Source organism: Pseudomonas sp. p21 (genome assembly GCF_001642705.1).
Lineage (GTDB): Bacteria > Pseudomonadota > Gammaproteobacteria > Pseudomonadales > Pseudomonadaceae > Aquipseudomonas.
Window position 1 is genome coordinate 325,601 of record NZ_LWBV01000002.1, and the last position, 18,964, is coordinate 344,564.

Annotated in this window: 12 protein-coding genes, 1 pseudogene and 1 riboswitch; of the genes and pseudogenes, 7 read left to right on the forward strand and 6 right to left on the reverse strand. The window is 64.9% G+C overall.

Features of this window, described 5'->3' with window-relative positions; genetic code table 11:
• The first annotated feature begins 9 nt into the window (after nt 1-9).
• A riboswitch (S-adenosyl-L-homocysteine riboswitch) is annotated at nt 10-106 on the forward strand.
• Nucleotides 107-126: 20 nt separating this feature from the next.
• The 5 genes and pseudogenes from ahcY (at nt 127) to A4C63_RS06485 (ending at nt 6,765) form a co-directional block, all read left to right on the forward strand.
• Entirely contained in the window at nt 127-1,536 is a 1,410-nt protein-coding gene (ahcY, locus tag A4C63_RS06465) for an adenosylhomocysteinase (protein WP_025340892.1), read from the forward strand.
• Between the two features lie 162 nt (nt 1,537-1,698).
• Nucleotides 1,699-2,544 carry a methylenetetrahydrofolate reductase [NAD(P)H] gene (metF, locus tag A4C63_RS06470; protein ID WP_063911986.1) on the forward strand — a complete coding sequence of 282 codons (846 nt, stop codon included), beginning with the start codon at nt 1,699-1,701 and terminating at the stop codon, nt 2,542-2,544.
• A gap of 92 nt (nt 2,545-2,636) precedes the next feature.
• Complete coding sequence (locus A4C63_RS06475; RefSeq protein ID WP_063911987.1) at nt 2,637-3,713, forward strand: hypothetical protein; 1,077 nt, start codon at nt 2,637-2,639, stop codon at nt 3,711-3,713.
• Between the two features lie 165 nt (nt 3,714-3,878).
• A pseudogene (locus A4C63_RS06480) lies at nt 3,879-4,656 on the forward strand (substrate-binding periplasmic protein).
• Between the two features lie 219 nt (nt 4,657-4,875).
• Nucleotides 4,876-6,765: a DEAD/DEAH box helicase gene (locus tag A4C63_RS06485; protein ID WP_063911988.1), complete on the forward strand. Its 1,890-nt coding sequence runs from the start codon at nt 4,876-4,878 to the stop codon at nt 6,763-6,765.
• Nucleotides 6,766-6,923: 158 nt separating this feature from the next.
• On the opposite strand, the gene A4C63_RS06490 is transcribed toward A4C63_RS06485, so the two are convergent.
• From A4C63_RS06490 to A4C63_RS06500, 3 genes are all read right to left on the reverse strand, one after another.
• Nucleotides 6,924-7,502, reverse strand: a complete 579-nt coding sequence (locus A4C63_RS06490) for a YceI family protein (protein WP_063911989.1) — start codon at nt 7,500-7,502, stop codon at nt 6,924-6,926.
• A gap of 34 nt (nt 7,503-7,536) precedes the next feature.
• Nucleotides 7,537-8,088, reverse strand: coding sequence for a cytochrome b (locus A4C63_RS06495; RefSeq protein WP_063911990.1), 552 nt, complete (start codon nt 8,086-8,088; stop codon nt 7,537-7,539).
• A gap of 256 nt (nt 8,089-8,344) precedes the next feature.
• On the reverse strand, nt 8,345-10,210 hold the full coding sequence (locus A4C63_RS06500; RefSeq protein WP_063911991.1) for a flavin monoamine oxidase family protein: 1,866 nt from the start codon (nt 10,208-10,210) through the stop codon (nt 8,345-8,347).
• 265 nt (nt 10,211-10,475) lie between these two features.
• Between A4C63_RS06500 and A4C63_RS06505 the strand changes: the two genes are divergently transcribed.
• On the forward strand, nt 10,476-11,882 hold the full coding sequence (locus A4C63_RS06505) for an adenosylmethionine--8-amino-7-oxononanoate transaminase (protein WP_063911992.1): 1,407 nt from the start codon (nt 10,476-10,478) through the stop codon (nt 11,880-11,882).
• 147 nt (nt 11,883-12,029) lie between these two features.
• Nucleotides 12,030-12,749, forward strand: a complete 720-nt coding sequence (locus A4C63_RS06510; RefSeq protein WP_063911993.1) for a 16S rRNA (uracil(1498)-N(3))-methyltransferase — start codon at nt 12,030-12,032, stop codon at nt 12,747-12,749.
• On the opposite strand, the gene A4C63_RS06515 is transcribed toward A4C63_RS06510, so the two are convergent.
• From A4C63_RS06515 to A4C63_RS06525, 3 genes are all read right to left on the reverse strand, one after another.
• Complete coding sequence (locus A4C63_RS06515) at nt 12,750-13,367, reverse strand: hemolysin III family protein (RefSeq protein WP_063911994.1); 618 nt, start codon at nt 13,365-13,367, stop codon at nt 12,750-12,752. It lies immediately after the preceding gene.
• 156 nt (nt 13,368-13,523) lie between these two features.
• Nucleotides 13,524-13,997 carry a chemotaxis protein CheW gene (locus A4C63_RS06520; protein WP_063911995.1) on the reverse strand — a complete coding sequence of 158 codons (474 nt, stop codon included), beginning with the start codon at nt 13,995-13,997 and terminating at the stop codon, nt 13,524-13,526.
• The gene (locus A4C63_RS06525; RefSeq protein ID WP_063911996.1) at nt 13,990-18,942 is read right to left on the reverse strand and encodes an Hpt domain-containing protein; all 4,953 of its coding nucleotides are present in this window, start codon (nt 18,940-18,942) and stop codon (nt 13,990-13,992) included. The genes A4C63_RS06520 and A4C63_RS06525 overlap by 8 nt, the downstream gene beginning before the upstream one ends.
• Nucleotides 18,943-18,964 lie beyond the last annotated feature (22 nt).

An 18,964-nucleotide genomic window follows, 5' to 3' on the forward strand; every position in this document is an offset into this window, starting at 1 on the left:
GCCCGCCACCCGTCCGAGGGGCGCTGCAGCAGGCTAGGCCTGTCAGGCTCGGATGGGGCGTTGCTCGCTCTCGCGGGCGCTTAACGCACAACGGCGCCCATTCGCACACTACGAATGGAGGCTCTCATGAGCGCTGCAAACATGCCTGCTGGTTTTACCGATTACAAAGTCGCCGACATCTCCCTGGCCGCCTGGGGCCGTCGCGAAACCATCATCGCCGAATCGGAAATGCCTGCACTGATGGGCCTGCGTCGCAAGTACCTGGCCGAGCAACCGCTCAAGGGTGCGAAGATCCTGGGCTGCATCCACATGACCATCCAGACCGCCGTGCTGATCGAAACCCTGGTTGCCCTGGGTGCCGAAGTGCGCTGGTCGTCCTGCAACATCTTCTCCACCCAGGACCAGGCCGCCGCGTCCATCGCCGCCGCCGGTATCCCGGTGTTCGCCTGGAAAGGTGAAACCGAGCAAGAGTACGAGTGGTGCCTGGAGCAGACCATCCTCAAGGATGGCCAACCATGGGACGCCAACATGGTCCTCGACGACGGTGGCGACCTGACCGAACTGCTGCACAAGAAGTACCCGCAAGTGCTGGAGCGCGTGCACGGTGTGACCGAAGAAACCACCACCGGCGTGCACCGCCTGCTGGACATGCTGGCCAAGGGCGAGCTGAAAGTCCCGGCGATCAACGTCAACGACTCGGTCACCAAGAGCAAGAACGACAACAAGTACGGCTGCCGTCACAGCCTGAACGACGCCATCAAGCGTGGTACCGACCACCTGCTGTCGGGCAAGCAGGCCCTGGTGATCGGCTACGGTGACGTGGGCAAGGGCTCGGCCCAGTCCCTGCGTCAGGAAGGCATGATCGTCAAGGTCACCGAAGTCGACCCGATCTGCGCCATGCAGGCTTGCATGGACGGTTTCGAAGTGGTTTCGCCGTTCATCGACGGTATCAACAACGGCACCGAAGCCAGCATCGACAAGGCCCTGCTGGGCAAGATCGACCTGATCGTGACCACCACCGGTAACGTCAACGTCTGCGACGCCAACATGCTCAAGGCGCTGAAGAAGCGTGCCGTAGTGTGCAACATCGGCCACTTCGACAACGAGATCGACACTGCCTTCATGCGCAAGAACTGGGCCTGGGAAGAGGTCAAGCCGCAGGTGCACAAGATCCACCGCACCGGCGCTGGCAGCTTCGACCCGCAGAACGACGACTACCTGATCCTGCTGGCCGAAGGCCGCCTGGTCAACCTGGGTAACGCCACTGGCCACCCAAGCCGCATCATGGACGGTTCGTTCGCCAACCAGGTACTGGCGCAGATCTTCCTGTTCGAGCAGAAGTTCGCCGACCTGTCGGCCGAGAAGAAAGCCGAGCGCCTGACCGTTGAAGTACTGCCGAAGAAGCTCGACGAAGAAGTGGCCCTGGAAATGGTCCGCGGCTTCGGCGGCGTGGTCACCCAGCTGACCAAGCAGCAGGCCGACTACATCGGCGTCACCGTCGAAGGCCCGTTCAAGCCGCACGCCTACCGCTACTAAGCGGCAAGCTTGACGCTTCAAGCGGCAAAGGCAGACCGTGCCGTTGCCGCTTGCAGCTCAAGCAGCAAAGATCTTGAACGATGCCCAAGCCAGACCGGCCATCACCGATCTGGCTTTTACTTGCAGCTTGCCGCTTGAAGCTTGCTGCTAGAGGAACGCCTGATGTCCCAGGAACGCCGTTACAGTTTCGAGTTCTTCCCGACCAAGACCGATGCCGGTCACGAAAAGCTGATGGGCGTCGCCCGCCAGCTGGCTGCCTACAATCCGGACTTCTTCTCCTGCACCTACGGTGCCGGTGGCTCGACCCGCGACCGCACGCTGAACACCGTGCTGCAGCTGGAAAGCGAAGTGAAGGTACCTGCCGCGCCGCACCTGTCGTGCGTAGGTGACACCAAGGCCGAACTGCGCGCCCTGCTGGCCGAATACAAGGCTGCTGGCATCAAGCGCATCGTCGCCCTGCGTGGCGACCTGCCATCGGGCATGGGCATGGCCAGTGGCGAACTGCGCTACGCCAGTGACCTGGTCGAATTCATCCGCCAGGAAACCGCTGATCAATTCCACCTGGAAGTGGCCGCCTACCCGGAGATGCACCCACAGGCCCGCAACTTCGAGGCTGATCTGGCCAACTTCGTGCACAAGGTCAAGGCCGGTGCCGACAGCGCCATCACCCAGTACTTCTTCAACGCCGACAGCTACTTCTACTTCGTCGAGCGCGCGCAGAAGCTGGGCGTGGACATCCCGGTGGTGCCCGGCATCATGCCGATCACCAACTACAGCAAGCTGGCGCGCTTCTCCGATGCCTGTGGCGCCGAGATCCCGCGCTGGATCCGCAAGCAGCTGGAAGCCTATGCCGACGACACCGCCAGCATCCAGGCATTCGGCGAAGAAGTGATCACCCGCATGTGCGAACAGCTGCTGCAAGGCGGCGCACCGGGCCTGCACTTCTACACCTTGAACCAGGCCGAGCCGAGTCTGGCGATCTGGAACAATTTGAAGCTGCCACGCTGAAATTTTTTGCAAAATCTGTTTAAGATTTGATTAAGGCTTTGGTCATAGACTAAAGCCTTATTCATTTTCCGGTTACACAGGTCTTGCCTGCCATGCAGCCCCACCAGCCATCGCGTCCACAGCTCGTCTACCTGGCTTTTGGCCCGGCAACCTACCATCAGGAAGCCTGCTTCAGCATCATCAGCGCCCTCGCCCACCTGGGCACGGCAGCAAGCGAAGCCATGGACATCCAGGTCTACACCGACAACCCGCAGCCCTATGCCGGCCTGCCGGTCACCGTACACCTGCTGGACGAAGCCACGCGCCAGGCCTGGAACGCCCCCCACGGTTATCACTTTCGCAGCAAGCACGTGCTGTTGCGCCAGGTGCTGCAGCAACACCCGCTGGCAGTGCTGATCGACACCGACACCTTCTTCCGCAAGTCGCCGCTGGAGCTGTTCGCCCGGGTAGCCCCAGGCCGCCTGCTGTGCAATGCCATCGGCGCGCGCTACGGCAGCAACCAGAAGTGCCTGCTGTACAAGAACCTGCTGGCCATCCTCGAATCCCGGGGCCTGGCCGATTGCCAGATGCCACTGGTCAACTCCGGGGTGATCGGCCTTACCGCCGAAGACGCCGGTACCCTGGACCGCTCCATCGCCATGATGGACGAGTTCCACCCCCTGGCTCGCGAAGCCTATACCCTTGAGGAGTTCTGCCTGGCGGTGGCGGCCTACCGCAGGCTGGAGCTGGCCGAATGCACCGATGTCATCCACCACTACTGGAGCCGCAAGGCGCAGTTCCGCGCCAAGATCCAGGCCTGGCTGCGCAAGCACGGCCATGACCCGCTGAGCCAGGCGGCGCTGGCCGACGTGCCCCTGGTCAATGACCAGCTGCCACGGCCACCGGCCCTGCAACGCCTGGGTTACAAGGCGCTGAGCATGACCCTGCCCAGCCACGAACGCCAGTTCGCCCGCGAGCTGCTGTATGGCTGCTACCCCTACCCCAATGAGTTCGACCGCGCCTGCGCGCCGGCCTGGTGGGACAAGGCCCTGGAAAACCTCAACGCCCGCCATGGCCACATGGAGCCCGAGCAACTGCGCCAGTGCCTGCGCCACCCGGGGTTGCGCCTGTCACTGGGCGAGCGGCGCAAGGATATCGAGGCGCATCTGCTGAGGTCTTCCCACACTTGAGTGACCTGTGCCGGCCTCTTCGCGGGTAAACCCGCTCCCACAGGATCTCTGCTGGCTTGCAGGCTCGTGCTGTACTTGTGGGAGCGGGTTTACCCGCGAAGAGGCCAGCACAGGAGACCATCATCCTCACTGGCCTTGAACAGGCCGAGCGCGTAATCTCCGGCCATGCCACACGTCGCCCGTCTGTTCTGGATCCTATTGCTCGCCTGCCTGAGCCCGCTGGCCCTGGGCGAGCGTCTGCGCCTGGTGACCGACGACTGGGCACCCTATGTGTACCAGCAGGACGGCCAGCCGCGCGGCATCGACTACGAAGTCACCACCCAGGTGTTCCAACGCCTTGGCGTCGAGGTGGAATGGCAGTTCCTGCCCTGGAAGCGCTGCCTGGCAATGATCGAGCAGGGGCTGGCCGACGGCATCATGGATATCTTCCAGGCCGAGTCGCGCCAGCCCTACCTGGTGTACGCCCCCGAGCCCATGTCGGAGGTCGAGTTCGTCCTGTTCCAGGCCCGCGCACGTCGCCATGCCGTCAAGGGTCTGGATGACCTTGCCGGCCTCACCGTCGGCACCTCACCCGGCTACGCCTATGGTGCAACGTTCAACGAGGCCGCACATTTCAGGCGCGAAGCCGCGCCCACTCATGAAGCCAACTTCGGCAAGCTGATGCTGGGCCGCATCGATCTGGCAATCACCGACCGCAGGGGCGGCCATTACCTGCTGCGGCATCTGGGCCTGCAACAGCAAGTCGAGGAACTGCCGCTGGTGATCAGCCGCCAGGCGCAGTACCTGGGGCTGGCGCGCAAGCCGGGGCGGGAGGCACTGGCCCAGGCCTTCGCCGTGGAACTGCGGCGCTTCAAGCAGGAACCAGCCTATGCGGCGATCAGCAACCGCTACACAGGCGATTCTCAACGCCGTTGAGCAGCAGGAAAGCAGCACAGCGCGTTAGCTCTGTTATACTCGGGCCTTCCCGCCCGGCTCACGCCCGGACGCTCGGCCTCGCAACAGGCATCCCGATCGGCATCGACGCGCCTTCGCGTCCACCCTCCGTTACCCGGATGTGCAGTGAAAGCCCAGCTGGACCGGACGCGATCGCATCCCACCGATGCCCGTCGCGCCAGGCAGAACATCCCAAACGGGCCCAGCCCACACGAGAACAGGATTGCCCATGTCCTTTGCTTCCCTCGGTCTCTCCGAGGCTCTTGTCCGCGCTATCGAGGCTGCGGGCTATACCCAGCCGACCCCCGTGCAACAGCGGGCGATTCCCGCCGTGTTGCAAGGCCGCGACCTGATGGTCGCCGCACAGACAGGTACTGGTAAAACCGGCGGTTTCGCCCTGCCGATCCTCGAGCGCCTGTTCCCGGCCGGCCACCCCGACAAGTCGCAGCGCCATGGCCCGCGCCAACCTCGCGTACTGGTCCTGACCCCGACCCGCGAACTGGCAGCCCAGGTGCATGACAGCTTCAAGGTCTATGCCCGTGACCTGCCACTGGTCAGCGCCTGCATTTTCGGCGGCGTCGGCATGAACCCGCAGATCCAGGCCATTGCCAAGGGTGTAGATGTGCTGGTCGCCTGCCCGGGTCGCCTGCTCGACCTGGCCGGCCAAGGTAAGGTTGACCTGGCCCACGTTGAAATCCTGGTGCTGGACGAAGCCGACCGCATGCTCGACATGGGCTTCATCCACGACGTCAAGAAGGTCCTCGCCCGCCTGCCGGCCAAGCGCCAGAACCTGTTGTTCTCGGCCACCTTCTCCAAGGACATCACCGACCTAGCCGACAAGCTCCTGCACAACCCGGAGCGTATCGAGGTCACCCCGCCGAACACCACCGTCGAGCGTATCGAGCAGCGCGTCTACCGCCTGCCCGCCAGCCACAAGCGCGCGCTGCTTGCGCACCTGATCACCCTGGGTGCCTGGGAACAGGTGCTGGTGTTCACCCGCACCAAGCACGGCGCCAACCGCCTGGCCGAGTACCTGGAAAAGCACGGCCTGACCGCCGCCGCGATCCACGGCAACAAGAGCCAGAACGCCCGCACCAAGGCCCTGGCCGACTTCAAGGCCAACAGCGTGCGCGTACTGGTCGCCACCGACATCGCCGCACGTGGCCTGGACATCGACCAGTTGCCGCACGTGGTCAACTTCGAGCTGCCGAACGTCGAGGAAGACTACGTCCACCGTATCGGCCGTACCGGCCGTGCCGGGCGTTCGGGCGAGGCCATTTCCATGGTCGCGCCGGATGAAGAAAAACTGCTCAAGAGCATCGAGCGGGTGACCAGGCAGAAGATCCCGGACGGCGACCTGATGGGCTTCGACGCCAGCCAGGTAGAAGCCGAAAAGCCTGAAGTACGCGAGCGCCCGCAGAACAACGGCCGTGGTGGCCGCAACCAGCAGGCCCGTGGCGAAGGTGGCAAAGACGCCAACGGTGGCCGCAAGGACAAGGGCAAGGATAAAGGCAAGGCCAAGCAACAGGCTGCGGACAAGCCGGCCGACAAGGAAAAGAGCGGCGACAAGCAACAGCAGCAACGCAAGCCGCGTGACAAGAAGCCGCGCCAGCAGCAACAGCAGGCCAGCACCAACAGCGTGCCGAGAGTGCCTGCCGACCGTGATCCGGAAGAATTCCTGGACGACGATATCGACAACTTCGGTAACCGTGCCGACTATGTCAGCCCGTACCAAGGCAAAAACCAGGGCCGCAATCGCCGCCCGGGTGGCAATGCCGGCCAAGGTCAGGCTCAAGGGAGTGGCCAACGCAGCAACGCGGGTGGCCAGGGCCAGGGTCGCAATGCTGGCCAGCAGCGCAGTGGCGGTGGCGAGAAACGCCCGGCCCGTGCCAACAACGGTGGCGGTGCCCGCCGTGATGGCGGCGGCCGTGGTCGCCCGGCCCGTGACGATGCTGCCCGGCAAGAGCCGGCAGTGCGCAACCCGCGCCAGCCAGAAAAACAGCCAGTGATCATCCGCAAGGAGTCCAAGCTCGACCGCTACCCGACGCCTGAGCAGCTGGATGATCTGCCAAGCCGTCCACGCGGTGAGCGCCCGGCGCTGCTGACCCGCAAGGGCTGACAAAAAGCATGAGGGGGCCGCTTTGCGGCCCTTTCGCGACACAAGGCCGCTGCTACTGGTATTGCGCTGCAAGTGAAAACTGCGCAATACCTGTAGGAGCGGCCTTGTGTCGCGAAAGGGCTGCGAAGCAGCCCCCTCGGTCTTTCAGCTAAGCCGAATTACTTCTGCTTCACACCTTCAACACTGATATCCAGGTCCAGGGTCTGCGAAGTAGCGCCCGGGCCTTTGATGCCGAAGTCGTTCAGGTTCAGGGTAGTGGTGGCGTTGAAACCAGCGCGCTCACCGCCCCATGGGTCCTTGCCTTCACCGTTGAAGGTAGCCTTGAAGGTAACCGGCTTGGTCACACCGTGCATGGTCAGGTCGCCAGTCACGTCAGCAGTCTTGTCGCCAGTCGACTTGACGCTGGTGGAGACGAACTTGGCTTCCGGGTACTTCTTCACATCGAGGAAGTCGGCGCTGGAAATGTGCTTGTCACGCTCGGCGTGGTTCGACCACAGGCTGGCGGTTTTCAGGTCGACGTTGATCTTGCTGGCTTCAGGCTTGGCGCTGTCCCAGGTGAAGTTGCCGTCGAAGTCCTTGAAGGTACCGTGAATGAAGCTGTAGCCCAGGTGGCTGATCTTCCAGTCAACGAACGCGTGCTGGCCTTCCTTGTCGATCTTGTACTCGGCAGCCATGGCCTGGCCGGCGGAGAACAGAGCGGTACCGAGCGCCAGAGCGGCAAAAGTCTTTTTCAACATCCTTACTTCCTTCCTATGCAATTGAGGTTGAGAGTCAAGCTTTGCGGCCCAGCATGCGGGTCAGGGTCGCGTCACGGTCAATGAAATGGTGCTTGAGCGCTGCCAAGGCATGCAGCACGGCAAAAATCACCAAGCCCCAGGCCAGCCAGAGATGAATCACGCCAGCCAGGTCTGCCTGGTCGGGCAGGTCGCTGACCAGTGCCGGCACTTCGAACAGGCCGAACACCGGAATGCCGACACCGTCGGCAGTGGAAATCAGGTAACCGGCAATCATTACCGCGAACAGCCCCAGGTACAGGGCCAGGTGGCCCAGCTTGGCCGCCAGGCGGGTGAATGCGCCGTGGTTGGCCGGTGCCGGTGGTGGCGGGCTGATGAAGCGCCAGACCACCCGCAGCAGCATCACTGCCAGCAGCACCAGGCCGATGCTCTTGTGCAGGTCCGGGCCGGCCTTGCGCCAAGGGCTGTAGTAGTCGAGGCCGACCATCCACAGGCCCAGGCCGAACAGGCCGAAGACTGCCAGAGCCACGCCCCAGTGCAGGACGATGCTGACCACGCCGTAGCGAGAAGGTGAATTGCGCAGTTGCATGTTGACGTGTTTCCCCGTGAAAGCTGTGCACAGACTAACGCGTAACGTATCGAAGAAAAGCGGAAAAAATTGCTTTGGATTATCGAGAAATCCGATATGTATTCTGTAAGCTTCCCATTAAGGAAACATTAACGATAGTTGGGTAATCAGCGGTTGCCAGTGCCGGCCCTTTCGCAGCACAAGGCTGCTCCTACAGGACGGCGCAGTACTTGTAGGAGCAGCCTTGTGCTGCGAAGAGGCCAGCACTGGCAATAAATCAACCCGCTTTGGCTTGGGTATTGGCTACAGCTTTCTTGGCCGGCTCGGACTTGGCAGTTGCCTTCTTGGTCTCGGCAGGCTTGTGGGCCGGTTTGTGCGCCGGTGCATGCCTGGCAGGTGCAGCCTTGGTCGCAGCAGGCTTGGCCGCCGCTTCCTTGGCCACAGGCGCTGGCGCAACCGGGGCCGGCGCGGCTTGCGGTGCAGGCGCAGGTGCCGGCGCCACTTCCTCGGCCTTGGCAATCGGTTCGGCCTTCACCTCAGGCTTGTCCGCCCCGCCAAACAGGCGCTTGAAGAAGCCCGGCTTGTCCTGCTTGGCCTCATCGACCGCCTTCGGCTCAGCTTTGGCCGGGGCCTTGTCCGCCTTGTCGCTCTTGTCGGACGAGCCACCGAACAGGTTGGAGAAGAACCCGCCCTTGCTCTCCTTGGCCGCCACGGCGCCTGCCGCTGCCGCCGCCGCCACCGGTGCCGCCTTGGCCGGCTCGAACGACTTGCCGGCCAGCAGGTCCTGCACCTGGCTGGCCGCGCGCTGACCACTGCGCAGGGCGCCTTCCAGGGTGCCTGGGTAGAGGGCGTCGGTATGCTCACCGGCAAAGGTGATGCGCTGCACCGGGCGCTCCCACAGGCGCCAGTACTTGCTGATCTGGCCCGGGCCATAGGCCAGGTAGGCGCCGCCGGTACCGGCGTCGGTGCTGTAGCGCTTGACCTCGTAGCCGGTGAACGAACCACGGGCCTGCGGGTAGAACGCATGCAGGCGGATCAGCACCTGGTCGACCATCTGCTTGTCGCCAAAGGCCTGCAGCAGACGGGCGTTGTCACCGGACAGGTTGATCACCACGTTGGCGCCACCCTTGAGCGCAGGCTCGATCCACAGCATGCCCAAACCAGCGTTACTGAAGATTTCGCCCGACATGCGCGCGCGGCTTTCCCACACCGGCTTCTTGAACTTGAGCATCAGCTGGTCGCGCCAGCCATAGTTGGTGCCCTTCAACGCCGCCAGGTGCTGGCTGTCCAGGCCCGGGGTCATCTGGATCTTGGCCAGGGCGCGCAGGGGCACGGCCATGACCAGGTAATCCGCCTGGTAACCGACGCTGCCGACCTTGACCGTGACACCGTCCTTGTCCTGGACGATGGAGGTCACCGGCGAACTGGTCTTGATGGTCTTCAGCTGCTTGACGAAGGCCTGGGCCAGCACCGGGCTGCCGCCGGGCAGGCGCGCGGCACGCAGGTCACGGTCGCTGACACCGCGATACACGCGGTTCTGCTGGGCGAAGTACAGCAGCGACAGGCGCGATGGCTCATCGTAGCGGGTACGGATCTGCTGGTTGACCAGCTGACGGGCAGTGGTCGGCAGTTGCAGCTTGTCCAGCCAGGTGGAGACGTTGATCTGGTCGAGGGCGAACAGCGTGCTGTTGGCCTGCGGGTTCAGCGGGTCGTCGATCGAACGGGCCAGGTCGTCGAGGGTTTTTTCGTAACGCTTGAGCGCCTCGGCGGTGGCTGGCTGCTTGGTGGCCAGGTCGGTGGCGCTGAAATACTCGCCGTCGATCAGGTAACCGGGGGTACGCACGAACTCCGGTGCCGGCAGTGTTTCAAGTTTGAAACGGTCGAGGTACTGGTTGAGCACCGGCTGCGCCTTGGCGTTGCCGATCCACTCGCTGGTGGCCAGGCCCGAGCGCCCGCCCATGCCCGGTTTGGCTTCCAGCAGCGTCACCTGCCAGCCTTTGTTCTGCAGCTCGTAGGCGGCCGTCAGGCCCGCCAGGCCGCCACCCACGACGATCGCCGAGGGCGTCTTGTCCTTTGCCAGCGCAGCGCCGCTGGACACACCAATCAATACCAACGCGCACAGGCGCACCCAAGCAGCAGCCATGTCGGCGAACTCCGAGTCAGGGGGTTACAGAAACGGGGAGAGGCAGGAATGCCCCGAGAGAGATGCGTTAAGAATACGTCAGGTCCGCCGGCCCTGCCAGCGCAGTGACATCAAGTCCTTTTGGCAACTGACATTTTTGCCTGCGGCCCTGCCGCACGGTGGCAAGCGAAGCTGGCAAGCCGATGAACAGCAGCGGTTGTCCTGCCCTGCGGCATTGCTTAGGCTTACGCGGTCGAACCAAGCCGCAAAGCCAGGAGAAGTGCCCATGGGCCTCAATGATCAGTGGATGCAACGCGACCTCAAGGTCCTGTGGCACCCCTGCACCCAGATGAAAGACCACGAGCAGCTGCCGCTGATCCCGATCAGGCGCGGCGAAGGCGTGTGGCTGGAAGACTTCGAAGGCAAGCGTTACCTGGATGCGGTGAGCAGCTGGTGGGTCAACGTGTTTGGCCACGCCAACCCGCGTATCAACCAGCGCATCAAGGACCAGGTCGACCAGCTGGAGCACGTGATCCTGGCCGGTTTCAGCCACCAGCCGGTGATCGAGCTGTCCGAGCGTCTGGTGGCCATGACCCCGGCCGGCCTCGACCGGGTGTTCTATGCCGACAACGGTTCGTCATGCATCGAAGTGGCGCTGAAGATGAGCTTCCACTACTGGCAGAACGTCGGCAAACCGGGCAAGAAGCGCTTCGTCACCCTGACCAACAGCTACCACGGCGAAACCATCGCCGCCATGTCGGTCGGCGATGTGCCGCTGTTCACCGAAACCTACAAGGCGCTGCTGCTCGACACCCTGAAGGTGCCAAGCCCCGACTGCTACCTGCGCCCCGAGGGCATGAGCTGGGAAGAGCACTCGCGCAACATGTTCCAGGCCATGGAGCAGACCTTGGCCGAGCACCACGCCTCGATCAGCGCGGTGATCGTCGAGCCGCTGATCCAGGGTGCCGGCGGCATGCGCATGTACCACCCGGTGTACCTCAAGCTGCTACGCGAGGCCTGTGACCGCTACGATGTGCACCTGATCCACGACGAGATCGCCGTGGGCTTTGGCCGCACCGGCACGATGTTCGCCTGCGAACAGGCCGGCATCCGCCCGGACTTCCTGTGCTTGTCCAAGGCCCTGACCGGCGGCTATCTGCCGCTGGCCGCCTGCCTGACCACCGACAAGGTGTACCAGGCGTTCTACGACGACTACCCGACCCTGCGCGCGTTCCTCCACTCGCACAGCTACACCGGCAACCCGCTGGCCTGCGCCGCGGCGCTGGCGACCCTGGACATCTTCGAGCAGGACAATGTGATCGAGGCCAACAAGGCCCTGGCCACACGCATGGCCAGCGCCACCGCGCACCTGGCCGACCACGCGCATGTGGCCGAGATTCGCCAGACCGGCATGGCCCTGGCCATCGAGATGGTCCAGGACAAGGCCGGCAAGGTCGCCTACCCGTGGCAGGAACGGCGTGGCCTGAAAGTGTTCGAGCATGCCCTGACGCGTGGCGCCCTGCTGCGCCCGCTGGGCAGCGTGGTGTACTTCCTGCCGCCGTATGTGATTACGCCGGAGCAGATCGACTTCCTGGCAGAAGTGGCCAGCGAGGGCATCGACATTGCCACTCGCGATAGCATCAGCGTGGCCGTACCGGCCAACTTCCACCCCGACTTCCGCGACCCGGGCTAAGCCCGACTGTTGGCCACACCACTTTCCCAGTGGGAGCGGGCGTGCCCGCGAAGCAGGCACCGCGGTGCCTGGCAAGGGCTTCGCCCTTGTTCGCGGGCACGCCCGCTCCCACAGGGGATCTGTGTCTCTCTTCTACCGAGCAAACCCATGAGACTGTCCCGCTTTTTCATCGACGCCCCCCTGAGCCTTGGCGAGCACGACCTGCCCGAAGCCCAGGCCCACTACATCGGCCGCGTGCTGCGCATGGCCCCCGGCGACGCCGTGCAGCTATTCGATGGCAGCGGCCAGGAATACCGCGGCCAGTTGCTCGATGTGGGCAAGAAAACCGTCCGCGTCAGCCTCGACCAGGCCCTGGCCGGCCAGGCCGACTCACCACTGCACGTCCACCTCGGCCAAGGCCTGTCCCGTGGCGAGCGCATGGACTGGGCGATCCAGAAGGCCACCGAGTTGGGCGCGAACGAAATAACCCCGATCGTCAGCGAACGCTGCGAAGTGCGGCTGAAGGACGAACGCGCCGATAAGCGCCTGGCCCACTGGCGCCAGGTGGCGATCAGCGCCTGCGAACAGTGCGGCCGCTCGACCTTGCCGGTCATCCACCCGCCGGTGACCCTGGCCGAATGGCTGAACAGCGCCAAGGCCGACCTGAAACTGGTCCTGCACCCGGTGGCCGAACCGCTCACCAGCCACGCCAAGCCTGCCACCCTGGCCTTCCTGATCGGCCCCGAAGGCGGCCTGAGCGAAGCGGAGGTCGAGCAGGCCAAGGCTGCCGGTTTCCACGCCGCACGCCTTGGCCCGCGGGTACTGCGCACCGAAACCGCACCGGTGGTGGCACTGTCGGTGGCGCAGCAACTGTGGGGCGACTTTTAACTAACGCACGTAGAGTGACACCGCCACGAAGTGCATGAGGCTGCCGGCGATCACGAACAGGTGCCAAATGCCATGCCAGTGGCGGAAGCGGCTGTCGAAGGCGAAGAAGATGATGCCGACGGTGTAGAACACCCCGCCGGCGGCAAGCCAGGCAAAGCCGGCGCTGCCGAGCGAGTGCAGCAACGGCTTGACCGCCACCAGCACGATCCAGCCCATCACCGCATAGATGATGATCGACAGGATGCGCGCCTCGGAGCGCGGCTTGATCTCCTGCAGCATGCCGATCACCGCCAGCCCCCAGACCACCCCGAACAGGCTCCAGCCCCAGGGGCCGCGCAGGCTGACCAGGCAGAACGGCGTGTAGCTGCCGGCAATCAGCAGGTAGATCGACAGGTGATCGAGCTTGCGCATGATCACTTTCGCCCGCCCGCGAGTGCTGTGGTACAGGGTGGAAATGCTGTACAGCAACAGCAAGGTGCCGCCGTAGATGGAGAAACTGACGATCTTCCACGGGTCGCCCTGCAGGCCCGCGACCACGATCAGCCAGATGGCACCGATACAGGCCAGGACGGCACCGACCAGGTGGGTCCAGGCGTTGAAGCGTTCACCGTGATACATGCAAACACAGACCTCCTGAGGTGGGCTGGGTTCCTGATGTGATGCAAATGGCCTCTTCGCGGGCATGCCCGCTCCCACAGGTTATCCACTTGCCTTGAAGTGTATGATTTCCTGTGGGAGCGGGCGTGCCCGCGAAAGGGCCCTGTGCCTTACATCCTACCCAAGGTCAGGTTGCAGTTCCGCGTCACGCACCAGCCGTTCCAGCCCGACCAGGTCCGGCACCCGCGCCACCTGTTCGCCCACCTGCACCGCCGCCAGTTCCAGGCGCCCCAGCGCCACGTCCACGTAGTTAAGCTGGCTGTCGAGCTTGCACGAGCGCGGAATGTCCTGCAGCAACACTGCCAGGTAACGCAGCCCGGTATCACCCAAAGCATTGAGCACCACCACGCGCGCCCGCTCGCCGCAGGGTGTCTCGCCACCGCACGCGGCCTCGAAGCCGATCAGCGGCAGGCGCTGCTGGCGCCAGTCGATCCAGCCCAGGTGCCAGGCCGGCTCGCCGCGCTGGCACACCAGGTTGCGCTGGCCACTCAGTTCGGCCACCGCCACGTTGGGCAACACCAGGGTACGGTCGCCCAACGGCAGCAAAAGCCCGGTCAGGCTGCTGCGCTGGCCGGCGATCAGTTCAAGCATGGGTCTGGCTCCAGTGGGCAATGCTCTGCAACAGGACCGACTCCTGGTACGGCTTGCCCAGGTATTCGTTGACGCCGATGGCCATGGCACGGTCGCGGTGCTTCTGCCCGGTGCGGGAGGTGATCATGATGATCGGCAAGTCTTTCAGCCGCTCGTCACGGCGGATGCGTGTGGCCACCTCGAAGCCGTCCATGCGCGGCATCTCGATGTCCAGCAGCAACACGTCGGGGCGGTGTTCTTCCAGCAGGGCCATGGCATCGACCCCGTCCTTGGCCGTCAGCACGCTCATGCCATGGCGTTCCAACAGGCGGCTGGTGACCTTGCGCACGGTCACCGAGTCGTCCACCACCATGACCAGCAAGGCCCGCCGCGGCGCCGGGCCGAACACCTGGCGCTGGGCCCCGCCGCCGCCCGGCAGGCGCGCCAGGCGCCGCTGCTGGCCACGCAACTGGCCCAGCAGGTCGAGAATCAGCACCACCCGGCCATCGCCCAGCAGCGTCGCCCCCGACAACCCGGCAACCGCGGCAAACTGCGGCCCCAGGCTCTTCACCACGATTTCGCGGCTGGGCGACAGGCTGTCGGCCTGGATGGCGAACGATTGTTCCTGGGAGTGCACCAGCAACACAGGCAGCGGCACGCTCTGCCCAAGCAGTGCCGGGCGCGGCATGCCCTGCAGCAGCTCACCCAGGTAGCGCAGCTCGTATTCGTGGCCGGCGTACACATAACGCGGGGCGTCCAGCTGGTAGCACGCCGCCAGTTCAGCCGGCGGCACGCGAACGATGCCCTCGATGGTGTTCAGCGGAATGGCGTACTGCTCTTCGCCCAGGTGCACCATCAGCGCACGGTTGACCGAGACGGTGAACGGCAAGCGGATCAGGAAGCGTGCGCCCTTGCCCTGGGCCGACTCGATGCTCATCGAGCCGCCCAGCTGCTTGACCTCTTCGTGCACCACATCCATGCCCAGGCCTCGCCCGGAAATCTGGGTAATCTTCTCGGCAGTGGAAAAGCCCGGGCGCAGAATGAACTGGAGGATCTCGTGATCGCTCAAATGCGCCTGCGGGTCCAGCAGGCCACGCTTGATGGCCTTGCGGCGCACCGCTTCCAGTGGCACGCCGGCACCGTCGTCGGTCATTTCGATAACGATGTCTGCGCCTTCGTGCAGCAAATTCAGGTGAATGGTGCCCTGCTCCGGCTTGCCGGCGGCCAGGCGCATTTCGCGGCTTTCCAGGCCATGGTCGACGGCGTTGCGCAGCATGTGCTCCAGCGGCGCCACCATGCGTTCGAGCACACTGCGGTCCAGTTCGCCCTCGGCATTGCCGACCACCAGTTCCACCTGCTTGCCCAGCTCGCTGGCCACCTGCCGCACCACACGCTGCAAGCGTGGCACCAAGCGCTCGAAGGGCACCATGAGGGTGGCGGTCAGGCCTTCCTGCAACTGGCTGTTCACCCGCGCCTGCTGCTGCAGCAGGCTGTAGGCCTCCTGGGCACGGTGTGCCAGGGTTTCCTTGAGGTCGAGCAAGTCCGAGGCGGATTCGAACAAGGCCCGCGACAGCTGCTGCAGCTGCGAGTGACGGTCCATTTCCAGCGGGTCGAAGTCATCATAGGTATCGCCTTCGAACTGCTGCCGGCTGGAGATCCGCCCCTGGGTCTCGATGTCCAGGCGCAGCAACTGGTCGCGCATGCGCTCGAGGGTGGTTTCCATCTCGTTGAGGGTGAACTGCGCATCGTTGACCTGCTGCTCGATGCGCCCGCGGATGACCGAGTGCTCACCGGCCAGGTTACCCAGGTCGTCGAGCAGCTCGGCATCAACCTTGACCATGTCGCCCGGTGCCCGCTCTGGTGCCACTGCAGGCACCTCACTGGTCGCGGCCTCGACCGGCCCCTGGCCGGCAGCGCTGTCGGCCAGGGCCGAAAAGCTGAAGTTGCGGATGTAGTCGATCAGCGCCGTGGCGGCATGCAGCGGCTGCCCCAGGCGCACGGCATCGAGCATGTGCGCCAGGCGGTCATGGCAGTTCTGTAGCAAGGCGAACAGTGGCGCGCTTGGCGGCATACGGCCAGCAGCCAGCAGCTCGTAAAGGAACTCCAGCTCGTGGGCCAGGTCGCCGATCGGTGCAATCTCGACCATGCGCGCCACACCCTTGAGGGTGTGCAGGTCACGCATCAGGTTGTCCACCTCGACACTGCTGCGCGGGTCGGCCTGCCAACGCGCCAGGGCTGCGGCAGCACTCTCGACGATATCCGAGCTTTCTTCGAGGAAAACTTCCAGCAGCTCTTCGCCAGGGCTTTCCGGCTCTTCGACCAGTGGCTCAGCCACAGCCGGCAGCAAGGGGTTGTGCGCCAGCCCCAGGCCAAGGGTATCGGCCAGGTCCATGTCCGGGTGCAGTGGCGTGACCGTGTCGATGCCCACCAGACCAGTGGCCTCCGGTGCCAGGGCCTGACCCAGCAGGTTGCGCAGGCTGTCGACCAGCTCCGGCCGTGGCGGGATATCCTGCCCGGCCGCCACTTCGTCGAGCATGTCCAGCAGGGCTTCATGGGCCCGCTGCGCCTGGGCGAAGAAGCGCGCATCGGCGGGCAGGCTGCCCTCCTCCACGGCACCGTACAGGTCGAGCAAGGCCTCGCACACGTCATCCATCTGCCACAAGTCGGCCAGGTGCGCGGCGTGGCCCAGGGTGGTCAGTTCGTCGAGCAGGGTGTCCAGCGCATCGCGCTGGCCCGGCTGCTCCTGCCAGCTCGACAGCAACGACTCGGCATCCAGCAGGATATCCATGGCCTGGGCCAGGAAACTGGCGATCAACTGCGGGTCGCGCTTGCCGCGCCGCGCATGCTGCGGGTCGTCATGCAAGCTGGCCAGGCGCCCATCCACCGCCTGGCCGACCTGCTCGATCAGCTCCGCAGCGCCGGGGATGGCCGCCAGCGGCGTGCTGTCGAGTTGCGCCAGGCCCAGGTGAAACAGCGAGCGCGCAGCTTCCAGCCATTCGATCTCGGCCACTTGCAGGGGCAGTTGGTGGCCCTTGTATTCACGAGCCAGGCGGTCGAAGGCAGTGGCCAGTTCGGCGACCGGCATTACCCCGGCCATGGCGGCACTGCCCTTGAGCGTGTGCAGGGCACGCTGCAGGCCATCGCTGACCGGCGTGTCGTGGCCATCGGCGCCCTGCAGGAAAGCATCCAGGCTGGCCAGGTGGCCCTGCGCCTCGCTGCGGAAAATGTCGAGCAACTGTGGGTCGAGGCCGTCGATGTCGGCCGCCACCGGGGCATCGTTTTCGGCCAGGGCATGCAGGTGCCCGGCCAGTTGCTCGATTTCCGTCAGTTGCGGCAACTGGCCGGCGGCAAAGTCGGCCAGCAGGTCGGGCAGGTGGACGAACACCTGCTGCAGGGCCACTACGCCTTCCGGGCTGAGCACGCTGCGGCCCTCGAGTACCCGGTTCAGCAGGTGCTCGGCGCCCCAGGCCAGCTCGGCTACCGCCTCGGCATGCACCATGCGGCCGCTGCCTTTGAGCGTATGCAAGGCGCGGCGCACTTCTCCCAGTGCCTCGCGCTGCTGGTTGTCGGCACGCCAGCGCAGCCAATGGCGCTCGATTTCCGGCAGCAGTTCACCGGCCTCGTCGAGAAACACTTCGCGCAACTCGTCATCGATGCCATCAGCGCTGCCATCGTGGCCTGCAGCGGCCTCGACCAGCGCGCAGTGCACGCCCAGCGTAGCCAGGCTGGCGCGCGCCATGTCGATGAACGGCTGGCCATCCGCCAATGGGTCCGCCACCCGCCATTGCAGGTAACATTCGGCGGCGCTCAGGGCCTCGGCCAGGTGCCTCAGCTCGTCGGCTGGCGGCTCTACCTCCAGGTGCTGCAGCCAGCGCTGCACATAGCTGGCGCAACCGGCAAACAGTTCGGCCACGGCCGGCAGCATCAACATCGCCAGCGCCCCGCGAATCTGCTGCAACAACCCTGGCAAGGGTTGCAGGCGTTGCCGCGGCCAGTCGGACTCCAGGCAATCGCCGATCAGGTCCTTGGCCTGCTGCAGCACGTTCAGCGACTCGTTCAACACCAGTTGGCGGATTTCGGCCAGGTCCGAGCCCGGCAGACCGCCCTGGCCGTTTTCCTCCAGCGGGCCGACCATGCCATTGAGCGTGGCCTCCACATACAGCAGGGCCCCCGCTACATCCATCAACACCGCGTCATCCACCGCCCGCTCGCCCTGGGCCAGGGCCTGCAGCGCCAGCACCTGGTCGATGATCACCCGGCGTGGCTGCTGGAAGCCCAGCACCGCCAGGGTGTCGGCCACGTGGCGCAACGGTGCCAGCAGAGCATCGAGCTGCTCGCTGTGCTGGCGATCGCTGCGCACGAACTGGTCCAGGCGCTCCTTGATGCGCATCAGGTCGTCGCACAGCGCGGTCACCACCGAGCGCAGGGCATCGCGACCCGGCCCGGCCTGCAACTGCTCGCGCCAGTTGCCCAGCGACAGGTCGAGGTTGGCCAGGTCGTCGGCACCGGCAAAGCGTTGGGTGGCACCGCTGATCAGGCTGGCCTGGGCCAACGGCTCCTCGCCACGGCAGGCACGCAGCTGGTTGAGCAGCGGCAGCATCACCAGTGGCAGGTCGTGGCGGGCGCCGCGCAAGCGCTCCAGGTACGAGGGCAATTGCTCCAGGCCTCGAAACAACGCGCCCAGGCAATCACCGCGGGGGCTGACCTGGCCATCGGCCAGGGCCTTGGCGAACAGTTCCAGTTCTTCAGCCAGGCGTGTGGCGCCGCGCAGTTCGAGCATGCGCAGGCAGCCGTGCACCTGGTGCAGGTTGTCGACCACGAACGCCAGCATCGACAGGTCGCCCGGCTCGCCGGCAAAGCGCTCCAGCGCCTGACGCGCCTGGCCCAGGCAGTCGAGGATGGCGGCCTTGGTCCAGGCCAGCGACACCGTGTCGTGGCGCTCGGGGCTTACAGCAACTACAGCCATGGGCACTCCTCGGCGCTGCTCT